Source organism: Devosia sp. ZW T5_3, assembly GCF_044987315.1.
Taxonomy (GTDB): domain Bacteria; phylum Pseudomonadota; class Alphaproteobacteria; order Rhizobiales; family Devosiaceae; genus Devosia.
On the sequence record NZ_JBJDRE010000012.1, the window covers coordinates 68018 to 80670 of the forward strand.

General features: G+C 63.8%; 11 protein-coding genes and 1 riboswitch. Of the genes, 4 read left to right on the forward strand and 7 right to left on the reverse strand.

Features of this window, described 5'->3' with window-relative positions:
* Positions 1 to 54: 54 nt before the first annotated feature.
* Positions 55 to 1002, reverse strand: a complete 948-nt coding sequence (locus ACI3KW_RS15615) for a DMT family transporter (RefSeq protein WP_404848826.1) — start codon at positions 1000 to 1002, stop codon at positions 55 to 57.
* Positions 1003 to 1158: 156 nt separating this feature from the next.
* Between ACI3KW_RS15615 and ACI3KW_RS15620 the strand changes: the two genes are divergently transcribed.
* Together ACI3KW_RS15620 and ACI3KW_RS15625 are read left to right on the forward strand one after the other, a co-directional pair.
* A complete protein-coding gene (locus ACI3KW_RS15620) occupies positions 1159 to 2448 on the forward strand; it encodes an adenylosuccinate synthase (protein WP_113120118.1) in 1290 nt (429 codons plus the stop codon).
* Positions 2449 to 2496: 48 nt separating this feature from the next.
* Positions 2497 to 4557, forward strand: a complete 2061-nt coding sequence (locus ACI3KW_RS15625) for a hypothetical protein (RefSeq protein ID WP_404848827.1) — start codon at positions 2497 to 2499, stop codon at positions 4555 to 4557.
* A gap of 155 nt (positions 4558 to 4712) precedes the next feature.
* Here ACI3KW_RS15625 and ACI3KW_RS15630 read toward each other — a convergent pair whose 3' ends face one another.
* The 3 genes from ACI3KW_RS15630 to thiB are packed head-to-tail and all read right to left on the reverse strand — an operon-like array spanning position 4713 to position 7963.
* On the reverse strand, positions 4713 to 5354 hold the full coding sequence (locus ACI3KW_RS15630; protein ID WP_404848828.1) for an ATP-binding cassette domain-containing protein: 642 nt from the start codon (positions 5352 to 5354) through the stop codon (positions 4713 to 4715).
* Entirely contained in the window at positions 5341 to 6933 is a 1593-nt protein-coding gene (locus ACI3KW_RS15635) for a thiamine/thiamine pyrophosphate ABC transporter permease ThiP (protein WP_404848829.1), read from the reverse strand. The genes ACI3KW_RS15630 and ACI3KW_RS15635 overlap by 14 nt, the downstream gene beginning before the upstream one ends.
* 25 nt (positions 6934 to 6958) lie before the next feature.
* Entirely contained in the window at positions 6959 to 7963 is a 1005-nt protein-coding gene (thiB, locus tag ACI3KW_RS15640) for a thiamine ABC transporter substrate binding subunit (RefSeq protein ID WP_404848830.1), read from the reverse strand.
* 74 nt (positions 7964 to 8037) lie between these two features.
* Positions 8038 to 8134: riboswitch (TPP riboswitch) on the reverse strand.
* A 41-nt stretch (positions 8135 to 8175) separates the two neighbouring features.
* Here thiB and ACI3KW_RS15645 point away from each other — a divergent pair.
* Positions 8176 to 8850, forward strand: coding sequence for a thiamine diphosphokinase (locus ACI3KW_RS15645; RefSeq protein WP_404848831.1), 675 nt, complete (start codon positions 8176 to 8178; stop codon positions 8848 to 8850).
* A gap of 54 nt (positions 8851 to 8904) precedes the next feature.
* Here the strand turns inward: ACI3KW_RS15645 and rpoH are convergent, their stop codons facing one another.
* Both rpoH and ACI3KW_RS15655 read right to left on the reverse strand, forming a co-directional pair.
* A complete protein-coding gene (rpoH, locus tag ACI3KW_RS15650) occupies positions 8905 to 9777 on the reverse strand; it encodes an RNA polymerase sigma factor RpoH (protein ID WP_113120123.1) in 873 nt (290 codons plus the stop codon).
* A 291-nt stretch (positions 9778 to 10068) separates the two neighbouring features.
* Entirely contained in the window at positions 10069 to 11097 is a 1029-nt protein-coding gene (locus ACI3KW_RS15655; protein ID WP_404848832.1) for an RluA family pseudouridine synthase, read from the reverse strand.
* Here ACI3KW_RS15655 and ACI3KW_RS15660 point away from each other — a divergent pair.
* A complete protein-coding gene (locus ACI3KW_RS15660; protein WP_404848833.1) occupies positions 11096 to 11449 on the forward strand; it encodes a DUF6476 family protein in 354 nt (117 codons plus the stop codon). The two genes, ACI3KW_RS15655 and ACI3KW_RS15660, sit on opposite strands and share 2 nt — an antisense overlap.
* A 179-nt stretch (positions 11450 to 11628) precedes the next feature.
* Here ACI3KW_RS15660 and ACI3KW_RS15665 read toward each other — a convergent pair whose 3' ends face one another.
* Entirely contained in the window at positions 11629 to 12543 is a 915-nt protein-coding gene (locus tag ACI3KW_RS15665) for a hypothetical protein (RefSeq protein ID WP_404848834.1), read from the reverse strand.
* Between the last annotated feature and the right edge of the window lie 110 nt (positions 12544 to 12653).

The following is a 12653-nucleotide window of genomic DNA, read 5'->3' on the forward strand; positions in this document are numbered from 1 at the left end:
AGTGTTGGAATGCTGAGGCCGGCGCGCAAGCGTCGGCCTTTTTTATGAGGCCAGCTAAACAGCCTTCCGCCGCGCCGACCATTCGGCCAGCACGATGCCGCCGACGATGATGGCGGCGGCCAGATAGTGGTAGAGCTCCAGCCGCTCGCCCAGCACCAGCACCGAGCCCAGGGCTCCGAACACCGGGATCAGGTTGTGGCTGGGCGCAGCGCGGTTGGGCCCGACCAGTTCGACGCCGCGGGCGTAGAACACCTGGCTGAACATGGATGGAAAGATCATCACATAGGCGATGACGGCCCAGACCATCGGCGACATCCGCGGGATGGTGCCGAGGGACGCGAGGCCGGCCCCGAACAGCTGCAGCATGACCAGCCCGGTCAATGCAGCGCCGGAAAAGGCCACCGCCATGAAGCTCATCATGTGCACATTGGGCCGGTATTTGAGCGCCAGTGTATAGGCGGTATAGGCTAGGCAAGCCAGGATCACGAAGCCGTCGCCAATATTGATGTCGAGGCCAACAATGCGCCCGAGATCGCCATGAGTTGCGGTCAGCATCACACCCATGATGGCGATGATGACGCCGGCGATCTGCAGCGGTTTCACCCGGGCGCGGAAGACGACGAAATTGGCGGCGAGGATCATCATCGGCAAAGCCGCCTGCACGATGGCGGCGTTGACGCCCGTCGTGGTGCCCAGGCCGACATAGAGCAGCACATTGAACAGCGCATAGCCGATCGCGCCAAAGGCCATCAGCAAGGGCCAGGTGCGGCGGATGACGGGCCAATCCTGCCGTAAATATCCCCAGGAAAACGGCAGGATGAACAAAGTCGCGCCCAGGCAGCGCGCCGCGAGCAGCAAAAACGGGTCGATTTCGCCCACCACCAGCTTGGCTGCAACCACATTGCCGCCCCAGAATAAAGGGGCCAGAATGAGCAGCAAATAGGGCTGATCGAGCAGCCGGGCGGAAATGCCGCGATTTTCGGTGTCTAGCGGCTTTGTCATCGTCGCCCGGGTGATGTAAGGACAGTCGGACTTATCAGTTATTCGGCCGCGTTTAAACTCGACAAAGGTGGCCCGGAGGACAGACGTCCAAGTGTTGGATGGATGTGGCAGCTCGCGCCGGCCCTCGCCGGTTGCGCTCTCTTGAGGAAGACTTTTATGGCGAATGTGGTTGTCGTCGGCTCGCAGTGGGGCGACGAGGGCAAAGGCAAGATCGTGGACTGGCTCAGCGAGCGCGCCGATGTGGTGGTGCGCTATCATGGCGGCCACAATGCTGGCCACACGCTGGTCATCGATGGGGTGAGCTACAAGCTCGCGCTGCTGCCCTCGGGCCTCGTACAGGGCAAGCTTTCGGTCATCGGCAATGGCGTGGTGGTGGATCCCCATCACTTCGTAGCGGAGATGGCCAAGCTGCGCGGGCAGGGGGTCAAGATCACTCCCGAAATCCTGCGCATTGCCGACAATGCGCCCCTCATTCTGTCGCTGCATCGCGAGCTCGATGCGATTCGCGAAGATTCCAATTCGGGCCTCAAGATCGGCACCACCAAGCGCGGTATCGGTCCGGCCTATGAAGACAAGGTGGGCCGCCGCGCCATCCGCCTGATCGATCTCAGCGAACCCGAAACGCTGATGCCCAAGATCGAGCGCCTGCTCGGCCACCACAATGCGCTGCGCCGCGGCATGGGCCTGGTCGAAATCGAAGCGCAGAAGATTTACGACGAGCTGGCTTCAGTCGCCGCCGAAATCCTGCCCTTCATGGATCGCGTCTGGCAGGTGCTGGACGACAAGCGCAAGGCTGGCGCTCGCATCCTGTTCGAGGGCGCGCAGGGCGCTTTGCTCGACAATGATCACGGCACCTATCCGTTCGTGACCTCCTCCAACACCGTTGCGGGCCAAGCCGCGGCCGGTTCGGGCCTCGGGCCCACCGCCATCGGCTATGTGCTAGGCATCACCAAGGCCTATACGACCCGCGTGGGAGAAGGCCCGTTCCCCTGCGAGCTGGATGACGACATTGGCCGTCACCTGGCCGTTGTGGGCAAGGAAGTGGGCGTCAATACCGGCCGGCCGCGCCGGTGCGGGTGGTTCGATGCTGTGCTGGTGCGCCAGACCGTCAAGACCTCGGGCATTACCGGCATTGCGCTGACCAAGCTCGACGTGCTCGACGGGCTCAAGGAGATCAAGATCTGCGTCGGCTACGAGCTGGATGGATCACGAATTGATTACTTGCCTGCCTCAATGGGAGCACAGGCGCGCGTTACCCCGATTTATGAGACGCTGGAGGGATGGTCGGGCACCACGGCCGGTGCGCGCAGCTGGGCCGAATTGCCGGCCCAGGCGGTCAAATATGTGCGCTATATTGAAGAGCTGATCGGGGCCCCCGTTGCCATGCTGTCGACGAGCCCGGAACGCGCCGACACCATCCTTGTCGTTGACCCATTCCAAGACTGAGATTTTTTGTTACAACACGTGCTGCAAATTGTGAGTACCAAGTAACCAATGGCGGACTACAAAGAGCTGTTGCGCCGGGCCATCTCGGCGCTGCCGGAGAATAACGGGGCCGCACGTCGTGCGGTGTATGAGAAGGCGCGTTCCGCCCTGGTGGGGCAATTGCGCGCCATCACGCCGCCATTGCCGGCGCGGGATATTACCCAGCACCGGCTGCAGCTCGAAGATTGCATCCGCCAGGTCGAACAGGAGGCCAGCGAGGCCGTCATCTCGCTGGGCCGTGACACTTCGTTTGCCTATAAGCCCACGCCCCGCAGTGAGCCGGTGATCGCACCGGCTCCCGCACCCGCCGAAACAGCGCCTGAAACGGTCGCGTCCGCGCCGTCCGAAGCGGTCGAACCGCCGCCGGCAATCATCCTGCCCACCCGGCCGCTGGAAGCACCCAAACCCGTCGAGCCCACCAAGACCTTCGAAGCGCCGAAAACGGCGACCGTCACCTCGATCGAAGATATTATCGAGCAGGCTGCATCCGTGGGCGGCAGTTCGGTCAGCATCGAGCCCACCAAGGACGAGCCCGAAGCGCCTAAGCCGGATGTACGCCCGATCCCCTCCATCGTGGCGCGCGCCGAAGCGAGCAAAAGCGGGCCGAGCTCGCCCCTGCCGAGCGCCTCCAATGTGCGGCCGCTCGAAGCTCCGCTCAAGGGGCCGAGCTTTGAAGCACGGCGCGAGCCCTTGCCCTTTGCCGCCAATTCGACCAGCGAGGCGCTGCGCAGCCGGGCCGAGCCATCGGCCGGCAACCAGGCCCTGGCGCGCCAGCAGGTCATCGTGCCGCTCGAAGTAGTCCGCCCCGCCACGGATGACGCTGCCGAAGTCGAAACCGCGCTGTCCAGCGTTCGTGAAGTCGAGGTCGAACCGGCCACCAGCGATCCGCGCGAAGCCGAAAGCGCCATGGCTACGGCCATCGAAGTGCTGGATCGCGAAGCCCGCGGCGAGTCGAGCCCGGCTCTGCCCGAGCGGGAGAAAACCACTGCCGCCGAGCGCGGCGCCTTTGCCATGGCCCCGGCCGAGACGGAAGAAACCAGTGACGATGCCGGCTTTGCCGCTGCACGGCCCGAGGCACGTTCTGGCGCGGGACTGACGATTTTCCTCGTGGTGTTTGCCATCCTGCTTGCCGGTGTCGGCGGCGCGGGCTTCTGGGCGTGGCGCGAGGGTTATGTGGATCTCGACCAGATGTTCGGCCAGGCCCAGCCCAATGTGACCGAAACGGCCGCAACGGCGCCGCAAACCCTCACCCCCACCTTGTCGCCCCCTTCGGCAGGCGACGCGCCCGCCAACAACGCCGACAATCCCACCGGACCCGGCAATACCGCGACCACCCCCGCCGCCGAGCCTACGGGTGCGCTGCTGCAGGGTCTTGAAATCGAAGATCGCCTCGAGCCGACGCCCGAGCCGGTGGTGCCCAATGCCGACCAGCCGGCGCTGCCGGGCATCAATGGCGAGGTCAAGACCGAGGAACGCCTGCCGGGCGAGGATACCAGCGTTGCCGCGACCGATCCGGCGGCATCCGTTGATCCGGCCGTGCTGGCCGGCAGCCAGTCGCTGCTGCTCGAAGCCTCCCAGGATGGCCGCACCGGCGCGGTGCCCTTCTCGGGCACCATTGCCTGGAGCGAGGGCACGGACGAGCTTGGCCTGCCCACCCTGGTCGGCAAGGCCAGCATTCCGGCCCGCAATCTGGGGGTCGAGCTGATCATTCGCAAGAATGCCGACCCGAGCCTGCCCGCCAGCCACCTTATGGAAGTCAATTTCCAGGTCAGCGACAGCTTCATCGGCGGCACCATTGCCGGCCTGCCCGGCGTGTTGCTGAAAAATGAGGAACTGGTTCCCGGCACGCCTCTGGTGGGCGCCTCGGCCCGCGTCGTGGGCAATTCGTTCCTCTTCGCCCTCAGTGCCGCGGCGACCGACACCACGACCAATACCGACCTGCTCGAAAACCGCAAATGGATCGACCTGGCCGTGGTCTATGGCACCGGCCGCAACGCGATCATCACGCTCGAAAAAGACGACACGGCCCAGGCGCTGTTCCAGAAAGTGTTCACCACCTGGGGCGGCTAGCCGCCATTGACTGAGAGCCCCGATTCAATTCCTCCCCCTGTGGGGGGCTAGGGTGGGGGGTTCTACGCCCTCCCCGAACTCAATGTCGGCGGTGAGCCCAGCACCCCCACCCTCAATCCCTCCCCACAAGGGGGAGGGAGGCAGATAGGGGCTCCCTAACCCTCAACCACCAATTCCCCCGCCTCCAGCCGGTAGCGCCGGCTGGCAATGGCGGTGATGTCATCCATATGGTGGCTGACCAAAATGGTGTGCCAGTCATGCGCAATGGTCAGCGCCTTGACCAATTCCCGTGTCGCTGCGCGCGCCTTGTCGTCCAGCGCCGAAAATGGCTCATCCAGCAGCACGATCGGCCGATTGCGCACCAGCGTTCGCGCCAGCGCAACGCGCTGCTTTTGCCCGCCCGACAGTGTCGAGGCGGTCTGCTGCCCAAGCCCGGCCAGCCCCACTTCCGACAACGCCGTCTCGACCTGTCGGCCCACGGCGCCTTTCCCCGTCCCACTCGGCAGCCCCAGCGCCACATTCCGGCCGGCCGTGAGATGGTCGAACAGATTATCCGATTGCAGCAGCAGCGAGACCGGCCGGGATTCGGGCGGCAGCGGCACGAGATCGGCGCCGTCCAATTCGATACGGCCGGACAGCGGCGCGAGGAAGCCCGCCAGCAGGTCGAGCAGCGTGGATTTGCCCGAGCCACTGGCGCCGGAAATGGCGGTGACTTCTCCCGGTGCCGCCGCCATCTCAAAGCGATAGCGCGTCGCTTGGCCTGCATGGGCAAAGCTCAGGTCTTCAACGCGCAGCATTGGCGATCCTCTCGAACAGCTTGGGCAGGCCGACAAAGGCGATGATCGTGCCAATCAGCAGGATGGCCGCAATGGCGGCCGCATCATTGCCGCGATAGGCGCCCAGCGCACGGAACATCATCAGCGGCAGGGTCTGGAAATCCTGTGTGCCGAACAGGGCGATAACGCCCAGATCGCCCAGCGAAAAGCAGAAGGCAAGCGCCAGCATGACGCCGATATCCTTGCCGAGCAGGGGATATTCGACGGCGATGAATTGTCGCCAGCCGGACAGATCGAGCGAGCGGATCAGCTTGCCGCGTGTGCGGGCAATGGCCTCAAAGGGCGGGCCGAGCGTGGCCATGGCGAAGGGCAGAGCCAAGAGGCTATTGCCCAGAATGACCACATAGGGCGCGGCTAGCGCCGGCGCCACGCCCAGATTGCGGACCAATAGGAAAAAGCCGAGCGAGAGCACCACGGCGGGCACGGCCAGATAGGCAAAGGCGGGCATGCCCAGAATGGTGCGGACCAAGCTGTTGGATGTCGCGCCGCGGCCCATGGCGAGGGTGAGGGCCAGCACCAGCGTCAGCAGCGCCGAGCTGGTGCCGATGACCAGACTGGACAGTGCCGCCCACCAGAAGGCCGATTGCGACAGCAAGCGCACGAAGCCCCCCAACACGCCATCGATCAGCACCGAGGCGAGGGGCAGCACGAAGGCGATGGTGCACAGGATCAGGACTATCGCTTGCAGCAGCCGCGCGGCGCCGCCATCGCGCCAGCTTGGCGTCGTGGACGGACCAAGGCTTGTGGGCATCGGCGCCAGCGCCGAGGCGATCAGGATGACCATTGAGCAAACCCCAATCTGCGTCAGGGCCAAGAGGACCGCCGCGCGCAGGTCGAAATCCTGGCGGACGGCGGCATAGATGGCCACTTCCAGCGTCTGGTTGGCCGGCCCGCCGCCGAGCAACAGCACGATGGGAAAGCTGGTGAAGGCGAGGAGGAAAATGATCGCGCCCAGCCCAGGCAGGGTGCCGCGCAAAGTGGGCCAATCAATGATGGCGAAGCGCTGCCAGGCGGAGAGGGCGAGCGATTGCCCAGTCTTGAGGCGGGGCTGGGGGATGGCATCGAGCCGGGCCAGCATGATGCGGGCGGCAAAGGCGCCATCGAGAATGACATGGGCAAACAGGATGCCCGAGAGCCCGAACGCGGGATTGCCGATCGAGGTGCCCAACAGGGCATTGCTCGCCTGATTGATCCAGCCGCTGCGGCCCCAGATGGACAGCAGGCCAAAGGCCACCACCATGCCGGGTGTAACAATGGCCGAGGCGAACAGCCCGACCACGAGATCGCGCCCGGGAAACCGCAACCGGTTCAACGCCCAGGCCAGCCCCATGCCCACCGTCAGCGAGAGCAATGTGGTCAGCCCCGCCTGGATCGAGGTCATCCGCAGCAGGTGAGGAATATCCACCCGCCCGGCGCCGCTCGCCTGATCGGTGGCGGCGCTGAAGATGGACCAGAGCACCAGGGCAATCAGGATGGCGATGGCGAAGGCCAAGGCCGTGGCGGCGGCGATACGCGCAGGGCGGTGGGGCAGAATGGCCATGGCTATTTGCCCCACGCGCCGGCCTCTACTGAATCGCCTTGAGCATCTCATCAATCCAGGCGCCCGAATTCGCCTCGATCTCGGCCTCTGGCAGCGTCAGCGTCTTTTCCGGCTGCGGCAATGCGCCAAAGGCCGGGTTCAATTCACCACCAAGATCGACAACCGGGAACATCCAGTTGGTCGTCGGGATGATCTTCTGCGCATCCGCCGAGGTCAGATAATCGAGAAACTGAAAAGCCAGGTCCTGATGCTTGGAGGATTTGAGCACGCCGGCCACTTCGGTCTGGGCGAAATGGCCCTCCGTGAACAAAGCGGCTTTGATCGTGTCGTCATCTTCCTCGACAATGTGATAGGCAGGCGAGGTGGTGTAGGAGAGCGCCATGTCGGCCTCCCCTTCAAGGAACAGATTGTAGCTCTCGCTCCATTCGCGCGTCACGGTCAGGATATGCGGCTTGAGCCCGGCCCAGATTTCGGGGGCACTGTCGCCATAGGCGGCCTTGATCCACAGCACGAGGCCCAGGCCCGGGGTGGCCGAACGCGGGTCCTGAATGACGATCTTGAAATCGTCCGGCATGGCGATCAGCTCTTCGAACGACTTGGGCGGATTGGCCACTTTGTCACTGTCATAGACAAAGGCGAAATGCGCGTAATCGAAGGGCACGAAATTCTTGTCGGTCCAGCCATAGGGCAGGGTCAGTTCGTCGAAATAGAAATTGTGCTCTGCAAACAGGCCCGTGTCGCGCGCTTCCCCGGCAATGGCGGTGTCCAGCCCCACGATCAGATCGGCTTCGGTGGTGGCGCCTTCGAGCTGCACGCGGCGCAGCGTGCCGATGGAGCTGTCGGCGGCCACGAAATCCACCGTGCATTTGCAGATGGCTTCAAAGCCGGCCTTCAAACCGGGGCCGGGGCCCCATTCGGCGGCGAAGCCGTCATAGGTGTAAATCTTGAGATTTGGCACGTCCTGGGCAAATGCCGGGGCTGCGAACAGCCCGGCAAGGACCGCAAGCGCCAGAGAGGTGGATTTGACCATGGGGTCATCCCTTCATCGGTTCATGCGGTCATGTGTGAAGGGACAGGTGTCAATGGCACAGGCGCAACGAGACGCTCTTGCCATCTCGAGCTTCCTCCGCCAGCATGACCTGGTTCAGGTTCAATGGGTAATTCTCAGCTCCGGAAACCCGGAACACCCCAGCGAGACGCCTGAGACTTAATGTGAGAATTGTGACAGTGCAAGAGACTTCCGTGAGCGGCGCGGATGGGCTGCCCATCGTGTTTGACGGCCCATTGGCCATTGTCGGCGGCGGGGTGGTAGACCCGGCTTTGCTGGTCGAATTGGCAGGGCGCGGGGTGGCCCTGGTCGGCGCCGATGGCGGGGGCGACGCGATCGGGGCGGCGGGTCTCACCCCGGCCGCGATCATCGGAGACCTCGATTCCCTCTCCGACCGGGCCGGCTGGGAAAGCCGCACCAGGGTGATCCACCTGGCCGAGCAGGAAACCACCGATTTCGAGAAAGCCCTCTATTCGACCACCGCACCGTTGACGCTGGCGCTGGGCATGACCGGCAAGCGGCTCGACCACACTCTGTCGGCGCTCAATGCCATGCACAAGTTCGCGCCCAAGCGCCATCTGCTGTTGGTCGATGAAGTCGATGTGGCGCTGGCCGTGATTGGCCCGTTCGGCTTCGAGGCCGCCAAGGGCGAGCGGGTATCGATCTATCCCCTGGCGGAAGTCAGCTTCACCCACTCCGAAGGCCTGCTCTATCCGCTTAACGGCTTGACGCTGGCCCCGGGCGGGCGGCTGGGCACCTCCAATGCGGGGCTCGGCGGCCGCGTCGAGATCGTCCCGGCCGATGCCACGCCCTGGCTGCTGATCCTGGGCAAGGCGCGGCTGTGGGATATGGTGCAGGCGAATTTGTAGGCACAACAAAAAAGGCGGGCACTAGGCCCGCCTTTGATCACTTATCGAAAGCGCTTACGCAGCGCTGCGGGCGGCTTCCTTGACGGCGTCCTGCACCTTTTCAAAGGCGCGGACTTCGATCTGGCGGATGCGCTCGCGGCTGACGTCATATTGCTGGGCCAGCTCTTCCAGCGTTGCCGGATTTTCCTGCAGGCGACGGGCGTTGAAGATGGCGCGTTCGCGTTCGTTGAGCACGTCCATGGCATTGGTCAATAGACCCATGCGCTCGGAATATTCTTCGCTCTCGCCCAGCGTGGTTTCCTGGCTCGGCGTGTCGTCGACCAGCCAATCCTGCCATTCGGAGGTGCCCTCGTCGGCCCGCATCGGCGAGTTCAGCGAGGCATCGCCCGACAGGCGCGCATTCATCGACACCACATCGTCTTCGGTGACGTTGAGCGTGGTGGCGATCTGCTTGATCTGGTCGGGATGCAGGCTCCCATCGTCGAGCGCAGCGATCTGCCCCTTCACCTTGCGCAGGTTGAAGAACAGGCGCTTTTGCGCGGCGGTGGTGCCGATCTTGACTAGGCTCCAGCTGCGCAGCACATATTCCTGAATGGCAGCTCTAATCCACCACATGGCGTAGGTGGCGAGGCGAAAGCCCTTTTCCGGCTCGAAGCGCTTGACCGCATGCATCAGGCCCACATTGCCCTCCGAAATCACTTCGGAAATGGGCAGGCCATAGCCGCGATAGCCCATGGCGATCTTGGCCACGAGGCGCAGGTGCGAGGTGATGAGCTTCTGGGCCGCGCCGGGATCGGCGTGCTCCTTGTAGCGCTTGGCGAGCATGTATTCTTCATCCGGTTCCAGCATGGGGAACTTGCGGATTTCCTGAAGATAGCGGCTCAGCCCACCTTCGGCTGAAAGGACTGGCAAATTTGTTTGGGCCATGGATGCACCCCTTTCCTGATATCTCCCACGCTAGTGGCGCCGGATTGCCGCTACATTGCGAAAAATGCGATTGTAGCAGCGCCGTTCAACGCATGGCGCGGGCGGATCAGTCCCCCGGAATATCCATTTCGGCATACTCCCCGGACGTAAGGCATATATAGGTATCGTCTTCGCGATTGTAAGAGCGCGAGTTGGTAAGGAACGTTACAAATATGCAATGGTTGCCGGGCGCTAGGCGCCGGGCAGTAGCGTTTGCGTGAGCTTGTTCTTACACCAAAATCGGCCGTCGCGCTAGCGGGCGAAAGCCTTGTTGAAGGGCTCCAATGCAGCCTCCAGCGCCTGCAGATCCGGCGGCAGCGGCGCCTCGAAGAACATTTCCTCGCCGCTTGTCGGGTGCTCGAAGCCAAGTTCAGCCGCATGCAGTGCCTGCCGGCCCAGCGCCTGGATCGGCCCGGCAACTTCGGCGGGGAGCTTGTTGATCTTGGTGGCATAACCCGAGGCATAGACGGCGTCAGCCACCAGCGGATGGCTGATATGGGCCATGTGCACGCGGATCTGGTGGGTGCGGCCGGTTTCGAGGTGACATTGCACGCGGGTAATGTCCCAGCCGACATCGCCGAAGCGCGCTTCGACGAAATAATGGGTGATCGCCTCGCGGCCATCCTTGCGCACGGTTTGCTTGAGCCGGTTATTGGCGTCCCGGCCCAGCGGCGCGTCGACCGTGCCCTTGGCGGTTTCGGTCGAACCCCAGACAAAGGCGATATAGGCGCGGTGCAGCGGGCCGGTGCGGCCGTGATCGGCGAACTGATCGGACAGATGCTTATGGGCATGCTCGGTCTTGGCCGCGACCATGACGCCGGACGTGTCGCGGTCGAGCCGATGCACGATCCCCGGCCGGCGCACGCCGCCAATGCCCTGCAATGAGCTGCCGCAGTGATAGATCAGCGCATTGACCAGCGTGCCCGAGGGGCTGCCGGGCGCGGGATGGACCACCATGCCGACGGGCTTGTTGATGACGATGAGCTGATCGTCCTCATAAAGGATGTCGAGCGGGATGTTTTCGGGCTGCGGTTCGGGATCTTCGGGGGGCGGGGCGACAAGAGTGATTGTCTCGCCCGCGCTGACGCGGTACTTGGGCTCACTGACAATTGCCCCATTGATGCTGACCGCCTGGTTCAGGATCAGGTCCTTGAGGCGGTTGCGGCTCAGCACAGGATGGGCCTTGGCCAGCACGGCATCGAGCCGCCCGCCAGCCAGGGTCTCATCGACAACGATCTCGACCGCCTCGCCCTCGAATTCTTCTTCGGTATTTTCGGCCATGAGCAATCCTAACGAGACTGGGCCCGATGGCCCCTATGTAAACGAGCCATTGTCGCCCGAGGCGCAGGCTGCGCTCATCAAGGCGCGCCGCTCGTTCCGGTTTTCAATCAGCATTCTGTTGCTCGGCTTTATGGCGATTGCCCTGGCGCTTGTCTATCGCGTGATGCGCGACGCACCCCCGCCCGCCGTCGCCGAGAGCGTTGCCATACCGGCTGGCGCCGCAATTGTCTCGGCCCTCGTGGCCGACGGGGCGATCAATGTGACCTATACGGTGGATGGCGTGACCACGCTGGGCCTGTTCGACCAGGCCACCGGCGAATTGACCCGCAGCGTGGTGATCACCGCGGAATAGCGGCAGAGGGCCAAGACAAGTGGCCCAAGGCGCTTGCCGTCGCCTTACCCACGGTGTCATTCCGGCGCAGGCCGGAATCCATGCTGTGCTCTCTCCCCACGCTGAAGGGCCGGATAGCCTTCAGCATGGATCCCGGCCTCCGCCGGGATGACATCGTGCTTGTGTGAGTTGGGCGAAACCTACCGCCCCTGGATTTCCTTCAGCGCCGTCAACCGGTCCGCCACCGAGCTACGCCGCTTGCCGCCCTTGGCCTTGGGCAGCATTTCCAGCTTTTCTCCATCATCGGCAAAGCGCTGCACGCGCTCGAACAGGCTTTCTTCCTGCGTTGCGGACAGCTGAGGCGCCTGATGGTCGGCGGCATAGACCACGCGGCTGACGCGGGCCGCGATATCGCTGAGTTTTTCGCGCAACTGGGCTTCATCGGCCCGCTCGCTACCCCAATCGGCCAGAATGCTCGCTTGTACTGCCAGCACCCGCTGGCGCAAAGTGTCCGCCTCGGCCTCGAGGTCCAGCTTTTCCGCCAGAGGCGGCTCGGCGCGGGTCTCAGCCAACAACGCATTGAGCCGGGTTTCGGCGCTGGCAATGCTGGCTTCGGCAGTGGTCAGCGTGTCTTCGGTCTCGGCCAATGGCTCGGGCTGGCTCGTCAACGCCGCCTTGCTGGCCGCCAGTTCACGCTCGCGCATGCGCAATTGCTGCGCCAGATCGGTGGTCTCGCGCTCCAGCTCGAGAATGCGGCTGCGCAGCTCGGCCTCGCGCGCTTCCAGCTCCCCGACGATAGCATGGTGCTCGTCACGCTCGGTCTGTAGCGCCCCGCCTAGGTCGGCCCGCTTCTGGTTGACCTCGCTCAGCTGTTCGGCCAGCCGCTTGCGCAGCGCCTCGACATTCATTTCCAGCTTGCGGGTCGACAGGGCAAATTCAGCGCGCAGCTGATCCTTGTCGGCGCGGAATTCGGCCATGGTAATGGGTGTGGCGGCCTCGATCCGGCGCTTGGTCAGCCGCACGGCGCGCTTCCACACCGCGGGCATGACAATCAGCCCCACCAGCACGGCAAGCAGCAGCCCCAGGGCGAAATACATGATGTTCTCGATCATCATCCTGCGTAATCCGAGGCCATGCGCGTCTGCTCATTCCTTGTCGAGCTGCTCTCTCTGTGGCAGCAAAGCCCCGCCATCGCCATCTTCGCTCCCGATTAACCCTAACGGGT

Excerpts from the sequence above, each read along its gene's own strand:
- ACI3KW_RS15655 (WP_404848832.1), bottom strand. The coding sequence starts at position 11,097 with ATGGCCGAAAATACCGAAGAAGAATTCGAGGGCGAGGCGGTCGAGATC.
- thiB (WP_404848830.1), bottom strand. The coding sequence starts at position 7,963 with ATGGTCAAATCCACCTCTCTGGCGCTTGCGGTCCTTGCCGGGCTGTTC.
- ACI3KW_RS15615 (WP_404848826.1), bottom strand. The coding sequence starts at position 1,002 with ATGACAAAGCCGCTAGACACCGAAAATCGCGGCATTTCCGCCCGGCTG.
- ACI3KW_RS15665 (WP_404848834.1), bottom strand. The coding sequence starts at position 12,543 with ATGATGATCGAGAACATCATGTATTTCGCCCTGGGGCTGCTGCTTGCC.
- ACI3KW_RS15660 (WP_404848833.1), top strand. The coding sequence starts at position 11,096 with ATGAGCAATCCTAACGAGACTGGGCCCGATGGCCCCTATGTAAACGAG.
- ACI3KW_RS15620 (WP_113120118.1), top strand. The coding sequence starts at position 1,159 with ATGGCGAATGTGGTTGTCGTCGGCTCGCAGTGGGGCGACGAGGGCAAA.
- ACI3KW_RS15625 (WP_404848827.1), top strand. The coding sequence starts at position 2,497 with ATGGCGGACTACAAAGAGCTGTTGCGCCGGGCCATCTCGGCGCTGCCG.
- ACI3KW_RS15635 (WP_404848829.1), bottom strand. The coding sequence starts at position 6,933 with ATGGCCATTCTGCCCCACCGCCCTGCGCGTATCGCCGCCGCCACGGCC.
- ACI3KW_RS15630 (WP_404848828.1), bottom strand. The coding sequence starts at position 5,354 with ATGCTGCGCGTTGAAGACCTGAGCTTTGCCCATGCAGGCCAAGCGACG.
- rpoH (WP_113120123.1), bottom strand. The coding sequence starts at position 9,777 with ATGGCCCAAACAAATTTGCCAGTCCTTTCAGCCGAAGGTGGGCTGAGC.